Genomic DNA, 24,566 nt, shown 5'->3' with positions numbered 1-24,566 from the left:
TTGCCACCTCCCGTTAATCCACGGAGATGGAATCCTGAGGCATTTCGCCTTGATCGGTTTTTTCTCTGCCGAATTCCTCTTCCGCTTGGGTTTCGCTCTTGATGTCGATTTTCCAACCGGTCAATTTGGCGGCGAGACGCGCGTTCTGTCCTTTAATGCCAATCGCCAGGGACAACTGGTAATCCGGCACGATGACGCGGGCCATCTTCTCCGCTTCAAACACCTGCACCTCGAGCACTTTGGACGGGCTCAGCGCATTGGCTACATATTCCTCAACATTTTCCGAATAACGAACGATGTCAATTTTCTCTCCGCGCAGCTCGTTAACAATCGTTTGCACACGCGTGCCCTTCGGGCCAACGCAGGAGCCAACAGGATCCACTTCGCTGTTGCGGGAGTATACGGCGATTTTGGAGCGGAAGCCGGCTTCGCGGGCTACGGAACGAATCTCCACGACTCCGTCGAAAATTTCCGGAACCTCCAGCTCGAACAAGCGCTTCAGCAAGCCCGGATGCGTACGGGACAACAAAATTTGCGGTCCCTTCGTCGTATTTTCCACTTTCGTAATATACGCCTTAATCCGGTCGCCGTGCTTGAACTTCTCGTTTGGCATCAATTCGTTCAGCGGCAAATGGGCTTCCACCTTGCCAAGATCAACGTAGATGTTACGTAAGTCCTGACGTTGTACGATCCCGGTTACGATGTCCTCTTCCTTCTCCACGAACGCATTATAGATTAGTCCGCGCTCGGCCTCGCGAATGCGCTGCGTCACGACTTGCTTCGCCGTTTGTGCCGCGATCCGGCCGAAGTCCCGAGGAGTCACCTCAATTTCAGTAATGTCGTCCAGATGATAGTTTGGATTAATCTCACGGGCTGCCTGCAGTGAAATTTCCGTCCGCGGATCAAGGACTTCTTCTACGACAAGCTTGCGCGCATAAACTTTGATTTCGCCGGTATGGCGGTTCATATCCACACGCACGTTTTGCGCCGTATTAAAGTTACGTTTGTAGCTGGAGATCAGCGCGGCTTCGATCGCTTCGAACAAGATGTCCTTGCTGATTCCTTTTTCCCTTTCCAATTCGTTCAAGGCTTCGATAAAATCCATGCTCATTTGCCTCGATTTCCCCCTTTCATAATTCCCCGCAGGTCACACTAGAAAATAATGGCCAATCTTGCGCTGGCAACTTTGTTATATGGAATGGCGTGACGCTTCTTCCCGACTTCGACAACTAATTCGTCCCCATCGAAGGAAAGAAGCCGGCCTTCAAATTCTTTCAGGCCGTCTACCGGTTCGTATGTAGTCACAAAAACGTCTTTGCCGACCGCCTTGGAGACATCCTCGGCTTTCTTCAAGGGGCGTTCCGCTCCCGGCGAAGACACTTCCAGAAAATAAGCCGACGGAATCGGATCATTCTCGTCGAGCTTCTCGCTAAGGTATTCGCTGATCCGGCCGCAGTCATCGATGTCGATGCCACCTTCTTTGTCGACAAATACGCGGAGGAACCAGTTGCTGCCCTCCTTGACGTATTCCACGTCAACCAGTTCAAAGCCGTTCTCCTCCAAATAAGGCGTGACCATTTGCTCGACGGTCGCTTTGATCTTTGGTGTGCTCAAGCGTACATTACCTCCAATAATTCAATCCTATATACCAAAGATTAAAGAGTGGGTTTCCCCACTCTTTAAACAACGGTTCTATCTTCATGATTGCCAAAAAAATTATAACATAGTACATACCAAGTGACAAGTAAAACACCTTTACTCCTAAAGGTAGTTTAAAAAGCCATCTTCGGATCACGAAGCGAATACGAGAAGTTTATTCGACGTCGAATCTTGAACTCAGCCCGGCCCTCCGTTGCTCACGTACCTCTTTGTACGCTCCGCTACTCAGTCCTGACTTCGTCCAACCTTCTTGGTGCTCCAAACCTGTCTTTTTAAACCTTCAATAAACCAGTAGTTTAAAAAGCCATCTTCGGATCACGAAGCTAGATTAAAATAAGGACAATTGATTGCTTTCCGGCAGGCCGCGGAAGCAGCCCATGGAACCTAGGAGCTCCATGATCGTTTTGCTCGCTTTGGATTTCTGCTGGAAGTCCTCGATCGACAGAAATTCGCCTTGCTCTTTCGCTGCAGCGATATTCTTGGCCGCGTTCTCCCCAATCCCGGCAAGGGCCGAGAACGGCGGAATCAGCGAATCGCCGTCGACGATAAACTTCGTAGCGTCGGAGCGATACAGGTCGATCGGCTTGAAATGGAAGCCACGGGCCGTCATTTCCAGCGCCATTTCCAAGATCGGCAGCATGTTCTTCTCCTTCGGCAGCGCCTGGAAGCCCTTCTGCTCGATCTCTTCAATTTTGCGGTAGATCGCCTCATACCCTTGGCAGTACAGCTCGATATCAAAGTCCTCACCGCGGACCGAGAAATACGTCGCATAATATTCGATCGGATAATACAGCTTGAAATATGCGGTCCGCACCGCGGAGATAACGTAGGCAGCGGCGTGCGCCTTCGGGAACATGTACTGGATCTTCAAGCAGGAATCGATGTACCATTGCGGTACTTTACACTTTTTCATTTCCTCGATCCATTCCGGCGTCAACCCTTTCCCTTTACGGACGCTCTCCGTAATTTTAAAGGCCAAGCCGGCATCCATCCCCGCTTTATAAATCAGGTACAACATGATATCGTCACGACACCCGATTACGGTTTTGATGTTACAGGTTCCGTTTTTGATCAATTCCTGAGCATTCCCCAGCCATACGCCGGTTCCGTGTGACAGCCCGGAGATTTGCAGTAAGTCAGCAAAGGAAGACGGCTGCGATTCCACCAGCATCTGGCGAACAAACTTCGTCCCCATCTCCGGGATCCCATAAGTGGCAACCGGGGTACGGATCTGTTCCGGTGTAACCCCGAGGGCATCCGTTGAGTTGAACATGCTCATCACTTTCGGGTCATTCATGGGGATCGTCGTTGGATCGACCCCGGTCAAATCCTGCAGCATCCGCATCATCGTCGGATCATCGTGCCCCAGAATATCCAGCTTGAGCAGGTTCGCGTCGAAGGCGTGGTAATCGAAATGGGTTGTTTTCCATTCGGATTCGGTATCATCGGCCGGGTACTGTACGGGAGTGATATCTTCCACATCAATGTAATCCGGTACGACGACGATCCCGCCGGGATGCTGCCCGGTACTGCGCTTGACGCCGGTACATCCCGCCGCCAGACGGTTCAGCTCCGCCCCGCGCCAATGCTTGTTATGCTCTTCTTCGTATTTCTTGGCAAAGCCAAACGCGGTTTTCTCCGCAACCGTACCGATGGTTCCTGCACGGAATACGTTCTTTTCACCGAACAGGACCTTGGTGTAGTTATGGGCGACCGGTTGATATTCACCGGAGAAGTTAAGGTCAATATCGGGGACCTTGTCGCCTTTAAAGCCCAGGAATGTCTCGAACGGAATGTCCTGGCCTTCGCCCTTCAGCTTGCCGCCGCATTTCGGGCAGCTTTTGTCGGGAAGGTCGAAGCCGCTGGGCACGCTGCCGTCCAGGAACCATTCGCTATATTTGCATTCGGGATTTTGACAGATATAATGAGCCGGCAGCGGATTCACCTCGGAAATCCCGAGGAACAGCGCGACCACCGACGAACCGACCGAACCCCGGGAACCCACGAGATACCCGTCTTGGTTCGACTTCTTCACCAGCCGCTCGGAAATCAGATAGTTGGCCGAGAACCCGTATTTGATAATCGGCTCCAGCTCTTTCTCCAACCGCTTAACAATTACTTCAGGCAATTCTTCGCCGTAAATCGATTTGGCGGTATCGTAGCACTTCTGACGGATTTCCTCGTCGGCTCCTTCAATGATCGGAGTAAACAGCTTGTCCGGGAACAATTCAATTTCCTCGAATCTATCCGCCAACGCCGAAGTATTGGTAACCACCACTTCCCAAGCTTTCTCCTGGCCCAGGAACGCGAATTCCTCCAGCATCTCCTCCGTTGTCCGGAAATGCGCATCCGGCTTGCGGACTTCCTTCAACGGGCTGAACCCGGTGATCCCGTGGATCGTAATGTCACGGAACAGCTTGTCTTTCGGATCTAAGTAGTGCACATTCCCGGTGGCAACAACCGGCTTGTCCAGCTTCATCCCGATCTCTACGATTTTGCGAATCGCAGTTTGCAGTTCTTCCGTGCTGCCGACGAGCCCTTTTTCTACGAGATGCATATACATCGTCAGCGGCTGAATTTCGAGCACATCGTAAAATTCTGCAACCGCTTCGGCTTCCTCCACCGATTTGTTCAATACGGTCTCGAAGAATTCGCCCTTCTCGCAGCCGGAGAGAATCAGCAGACCTTCCCGCAGCTCCACCAGCTTGGATTTGGGAATACAAGGCACCCGCTTGAAATATTCCGTATGCGACAACGAGATGAGCTTAAACAGGTTTTTCTTGCCGACCGGATTCAGTGCATAAATGCCGCAATGGAACGGACGGGCATTGGACAAGTCTTTCCCGACCTTATCGTTCAAACGGTCAAGCGTCTTGTATCCTTCAATCTTGACCGCATCATCCAGCAGACCGTTTAAGATCTCACCCAGCGCCACGGTATCATCGATCGCCCGGTGGTGGTTCTCCAGCGAAACCTTGTACTTGGCAGCCAGAGTGTTCAGTCTGTGATTTTTCATCGTCGGGAACAGCATCCGGGCCAGCTCCAGTGTATCAAGCACCGGGTTTTCCATGATTGGCAGACCCAGCTCCTTGAGCTTAGCATTAACAAAGTCATAGTCAAACCGGGCGTTATGGGCCACCAAAATCGCATCCTCGGCGAACTCCACGAACCGTTTCAGCACCGGCTCCACATCAGGCGCATCCTTCACCATGTCATCGTTGATATTGGTCAACTGTTGAATATGGTACGGGATCCGTTCATGCGGATTCACAAAGGTCGCATACCGGTCGATCTCTTTGCCTTCCCGCATCTTCACGGCCGCAATTTCAATAATTTTGTTCTGCGTTACCGACAAGCCGGTGGTCTCGATGTCAAAAACAACGTAGGTCGCCGTCTTCAACTCGTCCCCTCTCGGGTTCAGCACGACAGCAACATCATCGTTCACGACATTGGCTTCTACGCCGTAAATCATCTTGATGCCATGCTTCTTCGCAGCCTTCGCTGCGTCCGGGAAGCTTTGCACGCCGCCGTGGTCCGTAACGGCGATCGCTTTATGTCCCCACTTTGCCGCCATCTTCACATAATCGCCAATCGGCGTGACGGCGTCCATCGTACTCATGGTTGTGTGCAGATGGAACTCAACCCGCTTCTCCGACGCGTTATCCATCCGTCCCGGAGGTGCAGGCACCTCACATAGATCCGATGGAATCATCACCAGCTCGGGTACCGGCATAAAGCGGTCCATCTCCACTTTGCCTCGCGCCTTAATCCACTTCCCGTTGGCGAGTTGCCCCATGATCTTCAGATCTTCTTTATTTTTGGCGAACAATTTCAGCTGCAGGGAATCGGAGAAATCGGTCAGGAAAAACGTAAACAACGTGTTGCCGTTTCGCAGCTCCTTGCGGTCCAGTCCAAAAATCGTCCCTTGAATCGTAATCTTCTTCTCTTCGTCCTGGATTTGCTGAATCGGTACCGGCGGCTCCTTGATGTCGTTCCCAAGCTGCAGCTTGATCACTTCGCCATCCTCTTCTTCCGAAGGAGCTTCCACAGTCATGCTCTCCATCATCTGTTGAATGACTTCGCGTTCTTCCTCTACGATCCGCTGCTGGAACTCTTCAAACGCTTCGACGTTCGACTCCCCAGTTTGTAGCTTGATTCTTAACGGCAGGGCAAAATACGTCTCGTAATAAACGGTGATGGCTTTGTCGATCTGTTTCTTGCGCGCCAATTCCAGCGCCATGGCGTCGCCAAACGTCACAGTGACCATATCGCCGTCGATATCCAGCCCGGCTCTTGCCATCCAGCCGTTGACCGACGGAATCTGGCGTTTCACCCATTCGAGAAAGAGCGGCCAATACTCTTCAACGATGTCTTTGGCGGTCAACCCGCCGCCGTAATGAAACTCAAAGGAAATGGTGGCGATATGCTCCATCCGTTCTCTGACCCGCAGGCAAAAGGTGCGGTAGGCTTGAGCCGGCACCAGCGTGTCCTTCTGAATGGTGATTCTCCATTCCCGATTGCTGCGGCTGACCTCTACTTTTTCGATATGCCCGTCAAGAAAATACGGATCGATCAGCGAAGCGGGCACATCCGCCTGCTTCATTAACAGCTCCAGCCGGTTTCTCTTGTCTTGCGTCTCGGTCATGTCCTCTCCCCTCACCTTGCTTGCTGACTTCTTCCCATGATTCAAAAAAAAGGCTTCCGGCGGTGATGCCGGCGGCGTGATAAGCCTGCAGGCGCCTTACTGCCGAAAGCCCTCTTGTGGTTGTGCCATTCGCCCGCGTCCCCAGCTTCCCCAAACTCTAGCGGGACGGTAACGCGAAAGTTATTCTTAATAGGCTCTGGCAAAAACAACGGTATGTTTCGCTGGATCCCCGCAAACGAGGCAGGTATCCTTCGTCGTTTGAGGATTAAATGGGATATTGCGGCTGGTTGCCCCCGTTTCTTCCTTCACCGTGCGTTCGCAAGCCTCCGAACCGCACCATCCAGCCAGGGTGAAGCCGCGTTTCTCTTCGATGCTCGCTTTCATTTCATCCAGCGTATCGACACTGTAGAAATGCTCTTCGCGGAACGCTTTGGCCCGCTCGTACATTTCCTGATGAACCTGCTCCAGCATTGCCTGAACCTCTTCGACCAATCGGTCCTGTTGAACTACCTTCTTCTCGCCGCTGATGCGGGAGACAAGGACGCAAACGCCGTTCTCCATATCGCGAGGCCCAATTTCCAGACGAACCGGTACACCGCGCATTTCGTATTCGTTAAACTTCCAGCCTGGGCGGAAGTCGGCGCGGTCATCAATGCCAACGCGAATGCCCGCTTTCTTCAGCTCGGCGAACAGCTCGTCCGCTCTGCCTACGACGGCTTCCCAAGTTTTTGGCGGGCCGATTGGAATAATCATAACCTGCTTCGGCGCGACCTTCGGCGGTAACGCCAACCCGCGGTCATCGCCGTGCACCATGATAAGCGAGCCGATTAACCGGGTGCTGACGCCCCAAGACGTCGTATGAACATATTCGCGTACGTTCTCGCGGTTGAGATATTGAATATCAAACGCCTTCGCAAAATTAGTGCCCAGATAGTGCGAAGTCCCTGCTTGTACAGCGCGGCCGTCCTTCATCATCGCTTCGATCGAATAGGTATCGACCGCCCCGGCGAACTTCTCGGACGGCGTTTTTTGCCCAACGATAACCGGAATCGCCAAATAATTTTCCACGAAATCGCGGTAAATTTCCAGCATGCGCATCGTTTCTTCGCGGGCTTCCTGCTCGTTCTCGTGCGCAGTATGGCCTTCCTGCCACAGGAATTCGCTCGTGCGGAGGAATGGCAGCGTCCGTTTCTCCCAACGGACCACGTTCGCCCATTGGTTGATCAGCACCGGCAAATCACGGTAGGATTGGATCCATTTTTCGTACATATGCCCAATCATCGTTTCAGAGGTCGGACGGATCGCCAGACGCTCCTCCAGCTTCTCACCGGCAGCCTCGGTCACCCAAGGCAGTTCTGGGTTAAAGCCTTCAACGTGCTCTTTTTCCTTCTGGAAAAAGCTCTCGGGAATAAACAGCGGAAAATAAGCGTTGCGATGTCCCGTTTCCTTAAAGCGGCGGTCCAGCTCGGCTTGGATATGCTCCCAGATTTCATAGCCGTCCGGCTTAAATACGATACAGCCGCGGACCGGTGAGTAATCCATCAGATCCGCTTTTTTGATAACGTCGATATACCAACGGGAAAAATCCACTCCCTGCGGGGTAATCTCCGTGACGAATTGTTTCTCCTCGTTTGCCATAAGAACCTTTGTCCTCCCGTTAAAAACCACAAGTTTAATATTCACCTGCGCCGTCAGCTGCGTATCCGTCTTAAATCAGCCGTGAATCAAGCGCAAAATGTCGTTATACGTGACCGCAATCATCAGCAGGAATAACATCGCAAATCCGATGAAATGTACCATACCTTCGCGGTTGGGATCAATCGGTTTGCCGCGCAAGGCTTCGACCCCTAGGAAGATCAGACGACTTCCGTCGAGCGCCGGGATCGGCAGCAGGTTAAAGATCCCCAAATAGAGGCTTAAAATCGCCGCCCAATAGGTTAACTGAACAATCCCTTGCTTCGCGATTTGGCCGGTCACTTCAAATGTGCGCACCGGTCCGCCCAGATCATCCATGTTAAAGCGATTGATCAACTGTTTGAACCCGAGAAAGATCGCCTTCGTCGTGTTGACCATGTCCTCCCCGGCGACTTGGAACGTCTCTCCAATGGACGCGCTGCGCGTCGGGAAAACGGTGACGATCGTGCTTCCGATTTTGCCGTCCTCATTCTCCGCCCCTTTCGGGGTAATGGTGACATTCAAAGTTTCGTCCCCGCGTTTAATCGTCCACGTCATCGGCTTGTTTTTCGAATCCTGGATCATGTCGATCATTTTATTCGCATCGGTTCCTACCGGAGTTCCGTTGATCTTTTCGATGATATCGCCCGTTTTGAGCCCTACTTCCTCAGCCGGCATGCCTTTCATCACCTCGCCGATTTGCAGGTGGCTGGGTTGATCCAACGGAATCCCCGCCATTTGGGTATGCAGGGCGAACAGCACAAACGCCAAAATAAAGTTCATCAAAGGACCCGCGAAAATCGATAGAGCCCGCTGCCCTACGGTTTTGCTGCCGTACTGCCGGTCTCTCGGCGCAATTTGCGTCTCTTTGCCTTTCGCCACCAGCATGGCTTGCGGATGCACGCGGTAGGTGAGCGCTTCGCCGTCCACATCCAATCGTACCGCAAGATCGTCCTCAAGGTCGATGTGCTGCACTTCGCCGCGGATTACGTTTTTACGACTGTCCAATCGGTCCAGATAAATCTTCCGAACCTGATCGTTCTCCAGACGCAAGGCGATGGTTTGTCCGTCTGAAATCTGGATCAGCTCCGGATCTTCCCCCGCCATACGCGCATAACCGCCGAAAGGAAGCAAACGCAAGGTAAACTGGGTCTCACCCCGTTTAAAAGACAGCAGCTTGGGGCCAAACCCGATGGCGAACTCCCGTACCAAAATGCCAGCACGCTTCGCAAAGAAGTAATGTCCCCATTCATGCACCGTAACGATGACGAAAAACATGAGCACCGTCAAAAATATGATTTTCAGCAATTCCAAGCGTAAGCATCCCCCTTCTGGCCACGGATCGTCCAACGTTACTTTAGATTAATATATTCTCCGATCAGGCACAAGAGAATACCGCCGCCTACAGCTTTTGATCACGAGGTTCTTCTAATGGTGCGAAAGCCTCACCGCGATTAAAGCGTCTCAGCAAGGGCTCTTGCCCAACGATCCGCTTCGCGAATCGTTTCCAGATCCGGATGGGACTGTACCTCATGTTTGGCTAACGCCGTTTCAATAATCGCCTCGATCTGCAAGAAAGGAATCTCCCCTTTCAAAAAGCGGGCGACTGCCGCTTCATTCGCGGCATTGTAAACGCTGGTTGCCGTACCTCCTATTTTACCACACTCATAGGCAAGTCTTAAACAAGGGAACCGCTCGAAGTCCATCTCCCGAAAATGCAGCTTCCCGATCTCGGCCAACGACAACCGTTTCGCCGCCGATGGCCAGCGATGCGGATAGGTCAGCGCATATTGGATCGGCACGCGCATGTCCGGTGTCCCTAACTGGGCGATCACGCTGCCGTCACGATATTCAACGAAGGAGTGGATGATGCTTTCCGGGTGCAGTAAGACCCCGATTTGCTCAAAGGGAAGCCCAAACAACCAGTGCGCTTCGATGACTTCCAATCCTTTGTTGACCATCGTGGCCGAGTCGATAGTAATTTTAGCGCCCATCGACCAGTTGGGATGCTTTAAGGCGTCCTCTACCGTGACATCCCGAAGCTGATTTCGCGTCAGATCCCGGAATGAACCGCCGGAAGCCGTCAACGTAATTTGACGAACTTCTTGCTTGTTTTCACCGTTCAGGCATTGGAAAATGGCTGAGTGCTCGCTGTCGACCGGAAGCAGCGCGACTCCTTTGCGCTGTGCCAGCTCTGTGACCAGGTGCCCGGCCGTCACCAGCGTTTCCTTGTTCGCCAACGCAATGTGCTTGCCTTCCTCGATTGCCGCAAGTGTCGCGGGCAGCCCTGCGCTGCCGACAATGGCCGTCACAACCGTATCGGCATCGGTTCCCGCTGCCACTTCGATCAACCCTTGCTCGCCATAGTAGAGCTCCACGCCTTCCGGCAGCTCCGGACGAATCCGGTCAGCCAATTGTTTGGTGGCAACTGAGGCTTTACGGGGCCGAAACTCATGGACTTGTTTAGCAAACAACTCCAGATTGCTGCCCGCCGCCAATCCTTCCAGCCGAAACTCCCCGGGATACGCCCGGATCACATCCAGCGTTTGCGTGCCGATGGAACCGGTCGAGCCAATCAACGCGATTTTCTTCATTGTTGCACCTACCTACCTTCTAACGGACCGTAGCGCCGTTATTTATCTATTTCCCGACCATTTCCCGCTGTAACGGACTCCAGGGATGTTATTTCAAGCCAAAAGCATCTCACTTGATGTCTTTTGCCCAATTAAGGTCTCTGAGGTCCGTTAGCTTCTGTAACCCTTCTTATTTACACCAATAAGACCTCTGGTGTCCGTTAGCCCGGCTGAATTCAAGATTCGACGCCGATTCCGCACCCCTGAGTTCACTTCGTGATGGGGAGCCGATTTTAAATCCACCAGTTCAATAAAAGATTTAAAATCGGGTTTTCAGCACCAAGAAGGTTGGATGAAGCTAGGGACTGAGTAGCGCAGCGTACATGGGGGTACGTGAGCAACGGAAGGCCCGGCTGAATTCAAGATTCGACGCCGATTCCGCACCCCTGAGTTCACTTCGTGATGGGAAGCCGATTTTAAATCCACCTTACTAAGGAAGAAGGGTTAGGATATGTATGAACGGGAACACCGTAATCCAACTGTCACACCGGTCCAAAATCCCGCCATGACCCGGCAACAGCTTGCCGGAATCCTTGATGCCATATACGCGCTTGTACGCCGATTGGATCAGGTCGCCAAATTGGCCGACGACTGCGGCAGATATCCCGATCAGCACGGCTCGTCCGACCGTAAGCAACCCGCCGGAAGCGAGCGCAAAGATCACCGCAACGATGACCGCCAGCAAAACGCCGCCCAGCGCCCCTTCGACGGTTTTGTTCGGACTGATCGCAGGCCAAAGCTTATGCTTCCCGAACCGCCGCCCGGCAAAATAAGCGCCCGCATCACTGCTCCAGATCGACGCCAGCATCAGAAACGTCCAGAATAAGCCGTGACCATCGGTCGTATTGCGAGTTTCCGCAATCGCCGCAAATCCGATGCCGACATAAACCATACCTATATAGAGCAAGGCGACCTGACCGATTGGGATCTCGTTCTTACTGATCACGGTCACCGCCAGGAAGAGCAGCATGAATAGCCACAATACCGCCGAATCGCTCAGCGGTCTGTCGATCTCAAGCAGCCGCCACGGAAACGCAAGATAAACCACGCCTAAATAGCCCAGGATGGCCGTGCCCTGGAACGCTGGGATGCGCGTCATGCGTACGAATTCGTAATATCCGATGAGCGCCATAAGCATGATGAGTACATGATAGAGAGTTCCGCCAAGCCAGCACATTCCGAGGAAAAAGCCGCCGGCAATGATCCCCGTTATCAACCGCTGTTTCACCAGTCTACACCTTCCATCGCTAGGTTAATCCACCGTACCGCCGCGTGCGGCGTTGATACTCCGCCACCGCTTGAACCAAATGCTCCTTGCTGAAATCAGGCCAGAAAATATCCGTGAACCAAAGCTCACTATACGCCGTTTGCCATAACATAAAATTACTTAATCGCAGTTCTCCGCTCGTCCGAATCAGCAAATCCGGATCAGGCAACCCGGCGGATAACAGCCGGGATTCAATCGTATCCGGCGTAATGTCCTCCACCGACAGCTCCCCGGATTGTACAGCCTTCGCGATACCCTTGACGCTTTCCGTAATTTCGCGACGGCTGCCGTAATTCAAAGCAAAATTCAAGATCAAGCCGGTATTGTGCTTCGTCCGCTCAATCGCTTCCTCCATTGCCGCAATCGTATGCGCGGGCAGCTCATCCGTATGTCCCATCATGCGAACCTGGACGTTCTTTTCAACCAATTCATCCAGCTCGATCGCCAGAAACTCCTGCGGAAGCGACATCAAATAGTCCACTTCATCCTTCGGCCGTTTCCAATTTTCCGTTGAGAAAGCATACAGCGTCAAAATGGAAATGCCAAGTTCGTCGGCAGCGATCGTCGCCCGCTTGACGGCTTTCATCCCCGATCGATGGCCGACGATTCGCGGCATACCAAGCCTGCGCGCCCATCTTCCGTTCCCGTCCATAATAATCGCAACATGTTTCGGGATATTGTCCGGGGACAGGCTGACGAATGCCCCAGGATTTTTCTTTTTCCGCCAAGGTTGAAATAACTTGATCATTCCTTTTCCTCCAGCCGATGATGAAAAAGAGACAAAACCCCACCGTAATAGGAGGGGCCGCTTTTTGTCTCTTAGACTTCCATGATCTCTTTTTCTTTCGCAGCGAGGACCTTATCCACTTCCGCGATAAATTTATCCGTTGTTTTCTGAATGTCTTCCTGATGCCGGCGCGATTCATCCTCGGAAATGTCGGTTTTCTCCAGCTTCTTGATGTCGTCGTTCGCATCGCGGCGAATGTTGCGGATCGCCACCTTTGCTTCCTCACCGAATTTCTTCGTCATCTTCACGAGCTCGATCCGACGTTCTTCCGTTAAGGCTGGAATCGTCAAGCGAATGGACGAACCATCGTTTGCAGGCGTTAATCCGAGATCCGATTTTTGAATCGCCCGCTCAATTTCCGATAGCGACGATTTGTCCCAAGGCTGGATCAGCAACGTCCGGGAATCCGGCGTGTTGATATTGGCCAACTGGTTGATTGGCGTCGGCGAACCGTAATAATCAACCTGAATGCGATCAAGCAGCGAAGGCGTAGCTCTACCGGCGCGCAGCGTCGAAAGATCTCTTCTCAGCGCCTGAATCGCTTTCTCCATGCGTTCTTCGGCATGTTTCTTAATCGTTTGCGGCATTAATCTACACTCCCTTTGACGATCGTCCCGATTTTTTCACCGAGCACGACGCGTTTAATGTTCCCTTGTTCAGTAATCGCAAAAACAATCAACGGAATATCATTGTCCATGCACAGCGAGGACGCCGTAGAATCCATGACACCAAGGTTCTTGTTCAGCACATCCAAATACGTGAGAGATTCGTACTTCACCGCGTTTGGATCTACAAACGGATCTGCGGAGTAGACGCCATCCACCTTGTTCTTCGCCATCAGGATGACTTCCGCCTCAATTTCAGCCGCGCGCAGCGCTGCTGTAGTGTCCGTGGAAAAGAACGGATTGCCCGTACCCGCCGCGAAAATCACAACCCGACCCTTCTCCAAGTGGCGGATCGCCCGACGCCGGATATAAGGTTCGGCAATTTGCTGCATCGCAATCGAGGTTTGCACCCGGGTTGGCACCTCGATTTGCTCCAGCGCGTCCTGCAGTGCCAGGGAATTCATCACGGTCGCGAGCATTCCCATATAATCCGCCGTTGCGCGGTCGATCCCTTTGGCACTCCCGGCAATCCCGCGCCAAATGTTGCCGCCGCCGCATACGATGGCGACCTGTACGCCCAGCTCTACGACTTCCTTCACCTGTTGGGCAATGGATGCGATCGTATCGGCGTCGATGCCGTAACCATTTTGACCGGCTAATGACTCCCCGCTAACCTTTAAGACAACACGTTTAAACACTGGCTGTTCCAAATGTATACCTCCACATCGAACTCTTTCGCGGGTTAAAAAAGAAGGAACACGGCGTGTTCCAACTTTCCTTCACATGTATGTGAGATGGTTTGCTTATTTGTTCACTTGAGACATAACTTCTTCTACGAAGTTGTCCACTTTCTTTTCCAGACCTTCGCCAAGCTCGTAGCGAACAAAACGACGAATGGAGATGTTTTCACCGATCGTGCTGATTTTTTCTTTCAGCAATTGCTCAATCGTTTTGTCTGGGTCTTTAACGAAAGCTTGTTCCATCAAGCAGAACTCTTCGTAGTATTTGCCGATGCGGCCTTCGACCATTTTTTCAACGATTTTTTCCGGTTTGCCTTCGTTCAGCGCTTGAGCTTTCAGAATTTCCTTCTCTTTCTCGATTTCCTCTTGCGGAACTTCTTCACGGCGTACGTAGCGAGGGCTCATCGCAGCGATATGCATCGCAACGTCGCGTGCAAATTCTTTGAACTGTTCGTTCTTCGCAACGAAGTCCGTTTCCGTGTTGATCTCAACCAGAACGCCGATACGGCCGCCTGCGTGGATATAAGATTCAACAACGCCTTCTGTCGCGATCCGGCCAGCTTTATTTGCTGCAGCAGCCAGGCCTTTTTCACGCAAGATTTCAACAGCTTTCGTCATATCGCCGTTGGATTCTTCCAACGCCTTTTTGCAGTCCAGCATTCCCGCGCCGGTTTTTTCACGTAGTTCTTTGACCGATTTTGCATCAACAGCCATGTTTAATTCCCTCCATATCGATATATAGGGGATACCCCCTGTAACTGTGAAGGCATAAAACCAACTGCAGATTGAATAAGATCGTACTGCAGAAGATTCTATCCCGTCCTTTCCCTTTAAAAAAAGGGTAGTGAGAGGTTTGACACCTACCAACCACCCTTTTCATTTAATTTATCGATTTAGCGTATGGCCAAAGCCATTAAGCCGTCGTTTGTTCGCCTTGATGAGCTTCGATCACGGCATCCGCCATTTTACCCGTCAACAGTTTTACGGCGCGGATCGCGTCGTCGTTACCCGGAATGACGTAGTCGATTTCGTCCGGATCGCAGTTCGTGTCGACGATACCCACAATCGGGATACCCAATTTGCGAGCTTCGGCAACTGCGATACGTTCTTTGCGAGGATCGATAACGAACAGAGCGCTTGGCAAGCTCTTCATGTTCTTGATCCCGCCCAGGAATTTCTCAAGACGTTCTTTCTCTTTGCGAAGAATGATAACTTCTTTCTTCGGCAATACGGAGAACGTGCCGTCTTCTTCCCAAGTTTCGAGTTGTTTCAAACGTTCGATCCGTTTTTGGATCGTTTGGAAGTTCGTCAGCGTACCGCCCAGCCAACGTTGGTTAATGTAGAATTGACCAGCGCGCTCAGCTTCTTCTTTTACAGAATCTTGAGCTTGTTTCTTCGTGCCCACGAACAGAATGGTGCCATTCTCTTCAGCAATGCGTTTTACGAAGTTATAAGCTTCTTCCACTTTCTTGACCGTTTTTTGCAGGTCAATGATGTAAATACCGTTTCTTTCGGTGAAGATATAACGATCCATTTTCGGATTCCAGCGACGAGTCTGGTGACCGAAATGAACACCTGCTTCAAGCAGTTGTTTCATGGAGATTACTGCCATCTTCACGCACCTCCTAGTTTGGTTTTTTTGATGCTTCCTCCGCAGGTTTCATTTCCCGCTAAGACTCCCTCTAATCGTGAGCACCCTTAGCGAAATCATCCTGCGTGCGTTATAACACCGTAATTAATATACCATAACTAAAATAGGGATGCAACCGAAGTTTGACGCAAAATGACAGCAACATAAAAAGGCACCCGAGGTGCCTTTTTATACATCTATTTTATTTGCTCCCGGAAGCCTTTATGGAGATTTTTGAAATGATCGAATCATAACTTTCGCCAACTTGAAAAGTATAGGTGCCTGCGCGAACCTTACGGTTGATTTTCTTATTGATCGCGGTTTTCAGAAACGCATCCTGATCCTCAATCACCCCGGCTTGCTCCAGGCCTTGAGCTACGCCTTCCAGCGTTGTCCCAGCAACAATCTTGTATTCCACCGTCGCTGGCTGAGGCGGGTTCGGGGAAGCGGGTTCGTTCGTTCCTCCGGCCTTGGCGTCCGAAGAAGTAGATCCTTCCCCTGCTTCTGGTGCGTCCGGAGCTTCGGGAGACGCAGGTGCATCTGGCTGCTTTGGATCGGCCGGCGTTACATCACCGTTCTCGTCCTCATTCCCAGCCGAATCGGATGCTAGTCCGGAACGCTCCATCCATTCCTCTTCCGTCAACAACTCCTGATCCGCCTCTACGACCTTTAAACCGGCCAGCACAGCAGCACGTTCGATCTGTTCCTTCGAATGGAGATCATTGTTGCTGCCTTGTCCAATCAGCATGAGCTGCAGAAGCAAAGCCCCGGCGATGAGTCCGCATCCCAAACCAAGCATAAACTGGCGGTTTTTCATCATCGGGACTCCTCCTTCTTGGCCAGCTGCAGGATCAGCTGAACCTCCCCCCGTTGGAAGCCCGTCGATTTGGCGATCATATCGATCGATTTCCCTTTGTCATACAACTCGAACAGTTCGGGGTATCGATCCCGAACCAGCTCTTGTTGCGGCGGCACCGGTCCATCCGGTAATGGTGTTTGTTCTGCAGACAAATGGTCGGACTCTGCGGCAGCCGCAGCCTCAAGCTGAGGCTGGATGACTTGCGGAGTCTCCTCAGGCTCTGAGGATGCATCACGAACCGCCTTCTCCTTCATGGCATTTTCCACAAGTTCAAGCCGTGCTTCCGTTTGCTTTGCGTAAGCTTCCGCATCCCCCAAACGTTGGCGTAGCTCGGCAATCTGCTCTTGCTGGGCTAACTGTTTGGATGTTAAATCCTGCTTCATCTTCGCAACCATATCGATTAATTCTTGGTTTTCATTTTCGATTTCCGCCATATACTGCTCCAAAGTGGCCTCCAGCTCCCTGGCCATTTCCGCTTTGGGTGCCGCTGCTTGGCGTCCCGGCAGCAGCAGGGCATAGACAAGTGCCGCTGCCCCAAGCAACACGATGTAAAACCAAGGCTCTCCAAATGACAATCTAATCCTCACCCTTTGCGTTCATGTGGTCTCCTCTATAAAGACAGGTCGATATGTTTGCCCTTATAAGGATGTTCCGCCTTATGCCCTTGTCCTTGTTCGTCCGGCTTGTCCTGGGAGTTGCCATGTTCCTGCTCCGACGTGAAAGAACCTTTCCCTTCGCGCTTTACCGTCGTATTATGAGCACTCTCATCTACGTTAGCGCTGCGCCGGCGCTCGATCTCGCTGTCCTTTAACCCTTGAAGCGATAACAGACCCTGGTCATGAAGAGGCCGTTGCTGCTGATCATGTTGAACACGCCCCGCCTCACTTGTCCGAGGGACTGCGATTTGCATTTCCACGGATTTCATATTCATGGGATCACCTCATGATTCAACGAAGGGAATGGATAATTCGAATATCGTTCCTTGGCATGCCAGTCCTAGATGAGAGGCGACATGGAAATATCCCCTTCGCTAAAATAGAAAGTCATTCGCGAAATGGGCTCCTTAATGTACTTGGTATATCTTCCAATGACGATTTTGGAACCGCCGTAAATCATTTTAAGGACATCAACCCGGGCTTTCCCCGTATCCTCGAGCGCCTTCTCAATCGCCAGAATGCGTTCCTTCATTAGATTCAGTTCCTGCGTGTTCGATTTCTTGGTCATATTCAGCTTCGAACGCATCTCGACCTTGTCCGGCGGCAATTTGCCCATGGAGGCCAGCTGATCAAGCAGCGTCAGCGCCTTCTCCGTCTTGTCCAAATTCGCCAACTGGTCCTTCACCTGCTGCCGCAGCTCTAACAGCTCGTTCCGCAGTTCTGGCAAGGCGCCCACTTCGATCGAGGTCGTTGTCGACATCGGGTTGCCGATAATCCGCGCAACCACTTTCTCGCCGGCCTGGATGTTCCCCCCGACGATCAAGCCCTTGGCCCCGTTACAGATGACGTCGCGGCCGGCACGAATGTTGGAGTGCATAATGCTCTGCGACACGATGACGTCTTCTCCCGCTTGGACGTTACCGTCTTGGATAAACGAGCTTTTTACATGATGTCCCGCCTTTACCAGTCCTTTGTTATATCCGATGATGCCCCCGGAAATTTCGATGGACCCGTCCGCAATCAACTCGGCTCCTTCAACCCCGCCAACGACGCGAATGTCCCCGGCAGCGCTGATGCGAAAGCCTGTCAGCACATTCCCGCGGACAACGACCGTTCCTACGAAATTGATATTTCCAACACCGTAATCGACGTCCCCGTTAATCTCATAAACCGGGAACACATTAAGCTTCCCCTTCTCCGTCCGCGTCACCAGGCCGTCGATGGCTGCATACATCGCGGTCTGTTCCGCGTTTAACACGACGTTCTTGCCGACCTTGAACCGCGCTTCTCTACCTTCGCGGCAAGGAATCGCTTCGCCCGTTACCGCCGTTCCGTTGCGGCCCGGAACAGGAGGTACCAGCTCCGCGATTAGTTGCCCTTTGCGGATATTATTAAGCCGCGTGACATCCTTCAAATCAACTTTGCCGTCTTCCGTTTCAACCGGCCGATGTTGATGATCGTCGTCAATCGAAATGGCATAGCGGATAAACCCGTTTTCCCCATGAACCGGCTCTTGTCCCATCGCGATCGGCGTTCTACTGAAAAAGTACTCCTTGGGATTCGCTGCAAATCGCTTGACGATATCCTCCTGAATCCCATACTTGATGCCTTCGCTTTGCAGGAAGTGAAGCAGTGCATCCGGCGTACAGGAAAAATCATCTTCTTTCTTTAAAAATTGCAGATAGGCCACCGTCTTATCATCGTTCAGCGTCACGCTTAAGATCTGCTTTAAATCATCCAATAGCTCCACGAAGCCGTCCCCCCTCATCATTCACTCGTTATAAAATAACCCGTCAGTCTTCAGCCAGCAATAGATCGCGCTGCTTCTCTAAGCTGCCCCGAAGGCGCAAGATCGCCTTAGAGTGCAATTGCGAAATCCGCGAGGGCGACAAAGACATGACCTCGGCGATCTCGCTCAAGGATAAATCCTCATAATATAGTAGGGAGACCACTGTACGTTCCTTCTCGGTCAACTTCTCAATCCCTTTTGCAAGGGATTCACGAAGATAGAACTCCCTAACCTTATAATCCGGGTTTTTTGCCTTTTCGTCAACGAGTAAAGTAAGACGAGTCTCCGATTCTTCTTCGCGGATGGGATCCTCCAGCGAACAAAGGGTCATGACGGCAACTTCCTGAAGCATACTTTGAAATTCCTTCTCGCTAACATTGAGATAGGAACTCATCTCAGCGTCTGTGACGGAGCGGAGATATTGCTGCTCTAGATGCTGGTAACCCTCTTCGATTTTCTTGGCTTTCTCTCTCACGGATCGGGGAACCCAGTCCCCTTGCCGCAGGCCGTCCAAAATCGCCCCCCGAACCCGCCAAGATGCATAGGTTTCGAACTGAAGTCCCCGTTTATAGTCAAACTTTTCGACCGCATCGATCAATCCCATAACACCGTTGCTGGCGAGATCGTCCTTGGATACGTTTTTGGGCAAACCGACAGCGAGACGTCCTGAAACGTAGTCGACAATGGGCAGATACTTCTCGATAAGTTGTTTCTTGGCCTCTAAATCACCGTGCTCTTTCCATCTTTCCCAAAGGTCGGCATGATTCAGAGTGGATGTCTTCCGCTCGTTCAATTGCCTTCACCCTCCTTATTGTTCTGTCAGGTGACGAACGACCTTAACCAGCTCTTCAGGATCTTTGCCGTCAGGTGTCTTCACTAATTTTGGCGGATTCAGCGGCGCAAATTGCTTCTCCGCATCCGAAGCGGCCGGAGCAGGCTTTAACAGATCATTGAGCTGCTCGCTCTCGTCTGGCGTCAGCAAATCGAGATTCGTGCCCTTGCCCTCCTCGGACGTAGGGTCAGCTTCCGGAACAGGAGCATAATCCCCCGGCATTTCCTTCAGGAACCCCAACATCCAGTTGGCCGCAAACGCCAACAGAAACCAAACGGCAAACGAAATAAGCCCTCGAACAAAGCTGGTCATGAATAAATTGTTTCCTGCCGAAACGGCAAACGTAATTAGAAAACCGATAAAGCCCGACATCAAGTAATATCTCAATTTTCCTGGCATGGCTACAATTCCTTTATCCCCATTTGTACACTTCGCACATATAAGATCCCCGTCATGCTGTCCAGTTCGATCGTTCGGCCGTAATTGCCGCCCGTATCCTCCGCGAGCAATGGGATGCCGAGTTCAGACAGCTGTTGCTTGCAAGACTCCACATTACGTGGACCAATCCGCATCGTGTCGTTGCTGCCGGCAAAGGTAAACATTTGTGAACCGCCGGCCATCTTAGCAACTAGGCGGCTTGGCGCTGCTCCAAGGTCCAGCAGCTTCCGGTAGAGGGCCGGAATGGCTGTATCAGCATACTTGGCGATATTCAGCGCCCCTTCCCGGGCAATGTCCGAGGAAGGCAACATCACGTGCGCAAGACCGGCAATTTTAAGCTGCAGGTCGTATAAGGTCAATCCTACACAGGAGCCTAGGCCCGTTGTCCGTATCAATCCCTGCTGAGTAATGACATTCAACTCGGCCATGCCTACCTTGACGACATACTGCTCATCGATCATGATCAATCGGTACTCCAAGCGCTGCAAAGATTTTGGCGAATGAATCCGGATCCGGAATGAGGAAGAACTGACCTTCCACCTCATCTTGGCCTTCAATAAATTTCGTATCGATCAGTAGGGCGGAATCCCCCATTTCGCCAAACTGCAGGAGTCCGTAACTCAAGATCGCACCCGCCATGTCCAGAGCTAAAGCAGGTACAGTAGGCGACATTTGCAGGGAGGTGAAATCGGCCAACGATGACAAATACGAACCGGCCAAAATATTTCCGATTTCCGATAACGCCGACCACCCCATCTCAGAGAAGGTTCCACCATCATCCACCGTGATACCGGCCAAACGAGTCAGCAGCTTCTTCGCGGCTTCCGGGCTTAGGATGAAAAACAGATTGCCCGGCGCATCCCCTTCCACACGGAAGAATACGGCCAGCACCAAGTTTTCCGCGCCGCCGACACGATCCGCAATCGCTTCAAACGGGAGCATCTGGACCATAGGAACGGCCATATCGATCGGCTTGTCCAGCAGCTTGGACAACGCCGTAGCGGCATTTCCCGCGCCGATATTGCCGACCTCCTTCAAAATGTCTATTTTGAAGTCTTCGAACCCTCTGAACAAATCCACGGCGTTAGCCCTCTAAGCTTTCTAATTGAATGATTTCCTTACGGCTAAGCACTTCCGACAAATTCAGCATGACCAGCAGCCGTTCCTCGGAAATTCGGGCTACCCCGTGAAGATATTTAGCTTTGATGCCGCCAACGACATCCGGCGGCGAGTCGATCAAATCGGTATTCAGGTCGATGACATCATTGGCAGAGTCAACGATGAAGCCTACCTGCATTTCGTTAGCCGAGACAATAATGATCCGGGTCTGATCCGTGTATTCGGTCTCCGGCAGTCCAAAGCGGCCGCGCAAATCGATCACCGGAATGACGACGCCGCGCAGATTAATCACGCCTTTCACAAATGAATAGGTTTTGGGAACGCGCGTGATGGGCATCATGCGTTCGATCGTTTGGACCTTGTCCACGTCGATGCCGTATTCTTCATGCCCTAACTTAAATACGATAACTTTTAATTCCTCTCCCATGTGGAAACCCTCCCTTAGAGTGTATAACTGACCTTATTTAATGAAGGCGTTCGGATCGATGATGAGCGCAACCTGACCATCGCCCAGAATCGTTGCACCGGCAACCCCTTGAATCGATGGCAGATATTTGCCCAGGTTTTTAATCACGATTTCGCTTTGGCCAATGAAATCCTCGATCGCTAACGCAGCTAACCGATCACCTTTGCGGATCACGACGATTTCCGTTTCCTCTTCATCATTCTCGGAGAAGCCCGGAATGTCAAATAACTTCGCGAGCGACATGAAAGGAATATGGGTATCGCGGTAAGCGACCATCGTATAACCGTGCACTTCCCGAATCTGGTCGCGCCGGATTAAGCCGGTTTCGACGATGGAGGACAGCGGAATCGCATATTTTTCTTCCCCGACCTTAATGAGCATGGCCGAAATAATCGACAAGGTCAGCGGAAGCTGTACGGAAAACTTCGTACCGACGCCCAGCTTCGATTCTACCGATACTGCGCCGCTTAAGGATTCGATTTTGGATTTGACGACGTCAAGTCCAACCCCGCGTCCGGAAATATCGGAGATGACCTCGGCTGTACTAAAGCCCGGAGCAAACAAGAGCATGTACACCTGCTCGTCCGTCATCGAGGCGGCTTCGCTCTCTTTGATGATGCCGTTTTTGAGCGCTCTTTGCAGTACTTTATTGCGGTCAATGCCGTGTCCGTCATCCTCGATTTCGATAAACACATGATTACCGCTATGGAAAGCCCGCAGCTGAATTGTCCCGGCTTCCGGTTTACCTGCGGCAATCCGTTCGGCCGTGGATTCTACCCCATGGTCAACGGCATTCCGAAGCAGATGCACTAAGGGATCCCCGATTTCGTCGATGACTGTGCGATCGAGTTCCGTTTCCGCACCCACGATGTTCAGATCGATTTTCTTGTCGAGCGATTTCGCTAGATCGCGAACCATCCGCGGGAAGCGGTTGAACACGGTATCGACTGGAACCATCCGCAGCTTCAGCACAATGTTCTGCAAATCGCTGCCGACACGGCTCATATGCTCAACCGTTTCAGTTAAGTCGCTTCGTTTGACTTCTGTAGCCAGCTGCTCCAAGCGAGCACGGTCAATCAACAATTCGCTGAGCAGATTCATCAGCACGTCCAGGCGCTCGATATCCACCCGAATCGTACGGGCGGGAGCGGAGGCTCCTCCAGCTGGGCGAGCGTTCGTTTTCGCTTCAGGCGCTGCAGCTGGTTTAGCTGGAGCTGGTTGGCTTGGGGCCTGAGCAGGAGCTGGTGCTACGGCTTCGGCCGTCGCAGCCGCCTCCTTCGCTCCGGCATTCAGCTGTGCTAAAGTTTCATGATCCAGCGCCGCAACCTGGGCCGAATCAATTTCCGACAGATTCATGATCATACTTTGAATCTCGGCGGAATCTTTTTGGGTTATGTAATAAAGGGAAAAGCTTCGGTCAAATTTCTCTTGCTCGATATCCTGTACAGATGGCGAAGATTTCACGATTTCCCCGAATCTTTCCAGGAGATCAAAGACGAGGTAGGCGCGTGCCGCTTTCAGTTGGCAATCCTCCCGGATCGCCACTTCGATGTACAACACCTTATGTCCTTCCGTGATGGACTGCTCCAAGACGGAATATTGATATTGATCCAGTTGGATAGCCGATGTGCTGTTCGCCGCGGCCCCAGCTGCTGCCGGCTTGCTTGCCGCCGAGCTTCCGCCTTCCGTAAAATCCCCGCGTACGATGGACTGCAGTGCATCAACGATATCGCTGACGTCCGCTTTCCCTTCGCCGCCTTGGGTAATGTCCTGCACCATCATTTGCAGCGCATCCAGGCTCTTAAACAGGGTGTCGAAGATAAATTCCTGCATTTTCAGCTTTTCGTTCCGGACGAGGTCCAGGACGTTCTCCATCTGGTGCGTGAGCGAAGACAAATCCTCGAACCCCATCGTTGCCGCCATCCCTTTCAGCGTATGGGCCGATCGGAAGATGACTTGAACGATGCTGATATCGTCGGGGTTGTTTTCCAGCTCCAGCATTTTTTCGTTTAATGATTGCAAATGATCGTTCGACTCATCGATAAACATGGATAAATACTGATTCATGTCCATGGTGAGGCACCTCCTCCAAGAGATTCCGTTAATAACTCAATTTCGTGGTGAGCTAAAAAAGGGTTAGGATTCTTCACAAGCTGGCTTTTTTAGCTACTTCTTGTACAAGCTTGGGGCCAATCTCGTATAGCGGTAATACATGGCTGACGCATTTCAGTTCGATTGCCGAGCGCGGCATACCGAATACGACGCACGTCTCTTCGCTCTCGGCAATGGTGGAAGTCACGCCAGCGTCATAAAGCCGCTTCATGACTCTCGCCCCGTCGCTGCCCATCCCCGTTAGCAGTACGATATGACGTTTCAGCGCTTGCAGCGGGAGCAGCGATTCATACAAGACGTCCACCGAAGGTCGATGTCCGTTGCAAGGCTGGTCGGTCGTCAAATGTACGCGATAACCGCCTGCCGGACTAGGCACGACGTTCATATGGAAACCTCCCGGAGCAATGTATGCCGTCCCACTTTGCAGCTCCTGGCCTTGCTCCGCCTCAACGACGTTGAGCTCGCATAAGCTGTTCAGCCGCTGAGCGAGCGACTTGGTAAAGTTCGGCGGCATATGCTGCACGATGACAATCGGTGCCGGAAAGTCCCCCGGGATTTTCTCCAAGACGGCTTTGAGCGCCTTGGGGCCCCCGGTTGAAGTACCGATCGCAACAAGATCGGTGAACTCCTCTGGAGGGCGTCCGCAGCGGGGACG

General features: G+C 52.1%; 23 protein-coding genes. All 23 read right to left on the bottom strand.

Going from position 1 to position 24,566, the window contains the following annotated elements:
- Window positions 1-13 precede the first annotated feature (13 nt).
- Window positions 14-1,111, bottom strand: a complete 1,098-nt coding sequence (gene nusA / locus POTG_RS01645; protein ID WP_009223048.1) for a transcription termination factor NusA — start codon at window positions 1,109-1,111, stop codon at window positions 14-16.
- 41 nt (window positions 1,112-1,152) lie between these two features.
- Entirely contained in the window at window positions 1,153-1,614 is a 462-nt protein-coding gene (gene rimP, locus POTG_RS01640) for a ribosome maturation factor RimP (RefSeq protein ID WP_009223047.1), read from the bottom strand.
- A gap of 373 nt (window positions 1,615-1,987) precedes the next feature.
- Window positions 1,988-6,304 carry a PolC-type DNA polymerase III gene (locus POTG_RS01635; RefSeq protein WP_009223046.1) on the bottom strand — a complete coding sequence of 1,439 codons (4,317 nt, stop codon included), beginning with the start codon at window positions 6,302-6,304 and terminating at the stop codon, window positions 1,988-1,990.
- Window positions 6,305-6,490: 186 nt separating this feature from the next.
- Window positions 6,491-7,942, bottom strand: coding sequence for a proline--tRNA ligase (gene proS / locus POTG_RS01630; protein WP_009223045.1), 1,452 nt, complete (start codon window positions 7,940-7,942; stop codon window positions 6,491-6,493).
- Between the two features lie 75 nt (window positions 7,943-8,017).
- Entirely contained in the window at window positions 8,018-9,292 is a 1,275-nt protein-coding gene (rseP, locus tag POTG_RS01625) for an RIP metalloprotease RseP (RefSeq protein WP_009223044.1), read from the bottom strand.
- A gap of 140 nt (window positions 9,293-9,432) precedes the next feature.
- Complete coding sequence (locus tag POTG_RS01620; RefSeq protein WP_009223043.1) at window positions 9,433-10,572, bottom strand: 1-deoxy-D-xylulose-5-phosphate reductoisomerase; 1,140 nt, start codon at window positions 10,570-10,572, stop codon at window positions 9,433-9,435.
- Window positions 10,573-11,041: 469 nt separating this feature from the next.
- Window positions 11,042-11,839 carry a phosphatidate cytidylyltransferase gene (locus tag POTG_RS01615; RefSeq protein WP_009223042.1) on the bottom strand — a complete coding sequence of 266 codons (798 nt, stop codon included), beginning with the start codon at window positions 11,837-11,839 and terminating at the stop codon, window positions 11,042-11,044.
- 19 nt (window positions 11,840-11,858) lie between these two features.
- Entirely contained in the window at window positions 11,859-12,626 is a 768-nt protein-coding gene (locus tag POTG_RS01610) for an isoprenyl transferase (RefSeq protein WP_009223041.1), read from the bottom strand.
- Window positions 12,627-12,697: 71 nt separating this feature from the next.
- Entirely contained in the window at window positions 12,698-13,252 is a 555-nt protein-coding gene (frr, locus tag POTG_RS01605) for a ribosome recycling factor (protein ID WP_009223040.1), read from the bottom strand.
- Window positions 13,252-13,980 carry a UMP kinase gene (pyrH, locus tag POTG_RS01600; protein ID WP_009223039.1) on the bottom strand — a complete coding sequence of 243 codons (729 nt, stop codon included), beginning with the start codon at window positions 13,978-13,980 and terminating at the stop codon, window positions 13,252-13,254. The genes frr and pyrH overlap by 1 nt, the downstream gene beginning before the upstream one ends.
- Window positions 13,981-14,073: 93 nt before the next feature.
- Window positions 14,074-14,724, bottom strand: coding sequence for a translation elongation factor Ts (gene tsf, locus POTG_RS01595; protein ID WP_009223038.1), 651 nt, complete (start codon window positions 14,722-14,724; stop codon window positions 14,074-14,076).
- Window positions 14,725-14,923: 199 nt separating this feature from the next.
- Window positions 14,924-15,622 carry a 30S ribosomal protein S2 gene (gene rpsB / locus POTG_RS01590; protein WP_009223037.1) on the bottom strand — a complete coding sequence of 233 codons (699 nt, stop codon included), beginning with the start codon at window positions 15,620-15,622 and terminating at the stop codon, window positions 14,924-14,926.
- A 220-nt stretch (window positions 15,623-15,842) separates the two neighbouring features.
- Window positions 15,843-16,460, bottom strand: coding sequence for an endolytic transglycosylase MltG (locus tag POTG_RS01585; RefSeq protein ID WP_009223036.1), 618 nt, complete (start codon window positions 16,458-16,460; stop codon window positions 15,843-15,845).
- Window positions 16,457-17,074 carry a hypothetical protein gene (locus tag POTG_RS01580; protein ID WP_009223035.1) on the bottom strand — a complete coding sequence of 206 codons (618 nt, stop codon included), beginning with the start codon at window positions 17,072-17,074 and terminating at the stop codon, window positions 16,457-16,459. Before POTG_RS01580 ends, POTG_RS01585 begins: the two co-directional genes overlap by 4 nt.
- Before the next feature lie 35 nt (window positions 17,075-17,109).
- Complete coding sequence (locus POTG_RS01575) at window positions 17,110-17,430, bottom strand: hypothetical protein (protein WP_009223034.1); 321 nt, start codon at window positions 17,428-17,430, stop codon at window positions 17,110-17,112.
- A gap of 65 nt (window positions 17,431-17,495) precedes the next feature.
- On the bottom strand, window positions 17,496-18,905 hold the full coding sequence (locus POTG_RS01570; RefSeq protein ID WP_009223033.1) for a DUF342 domain-containing protein: 1,410 nt from the start codon (window positions 18,903-18,905) through the stop codon (window positions 17,496-17,498).
- A gap of 43 nt (window positions 18,906-18,948) precedes the next feature.
- Entirely contained in the window at window positions 18,949-19,737 is a 789-nt protein-coding gene (locus POTG_RS01565) for a FliA/WhiG family RNA polymerase sigma factor (protein ID WP_009223032.1), read from the bottom strand.
- A gap of 15 nt (window positions 19,738-19,752) precedes the next feature.
- A complete protein-coding gene (locus POTG_RS01560; RefSeq protein WP_036643745.1) occupies window positions 19,753-20,175 on the bottom strand; it encodes a hypothetical protein in 423 nt (140 codons plus the stop codon).
- Window positions 20,176-20,177: 2 nt separating this feature from the next.
- A complete protein-coding gene (locus POTG_RS01555; protein ID WP_009223030.1) occupies window positions 20,178-20,675 on the bottom strand; it encodes a chemotaxis protein CheD in 498 nt (165 codons plus the stop codon).
- Window positions 20,665-21,294, bottom strand: a complete 630-nt coding sequence (locus tag POTG_RS01550; protein ID WP_009223029.1) for a chemotaxis protein CheC — start codon at window positions 21,292-21,294, stop codon at window positions 20,665-20,667. The genes POTG_RS01555 and POTG_RS01550 overlap by 11 nt, the downstream gene beginning before the upstream one ends.
- A gap of 4 nt (window positions 21,295-21,298) precedes the next feature.
- A complete protein-coding gene (locus POTG_RS01545; RefSeq protein WP_009223028.1) occupies window positions 21,299-21,760 on the bottom strand; it encodes a chemotaxis protein CheW in 462 nt (153 codons plus the stop codon).
- Window positions 21,761-21,793: 33 nt separating this feature from the next.
- Window positions 21,794-23,872, bottom strand: coding sequence for a chemotaxis protein CheA (locus POTG_RS01540; RefSeq protein ID WP_009223027.1), 2,079 nt, complete (start codon window positions 23,870-23,872; stop codon window positions 21,794-21,796).
- A gap of 73 nt (window positions 23,873-23,945) precedes the next feature.
- Window positions 23,946-24,566, bottom strand: a 621-nt coding sequence (locus tag POTG_RS01535; protein ID WP_009223026.1) for a CheB methylesterase domain-containing protein, incomplete at its 5' end; no start/stop codon positions are given.

Source organism: Paenibacillus sp. oral taxon 786 str. D14, assembly GCF_000159955.1.
Classification (GTDB): domain Bacteria; phylum Bacillota; class Bacilli; order Paenibacillales; family Paenibacillaceae; genus Fontibacillus; species Fontibacillus phoenicis.
This window is presented reverse-complemented; position numbering and strand designations above follow the sequence as displayed.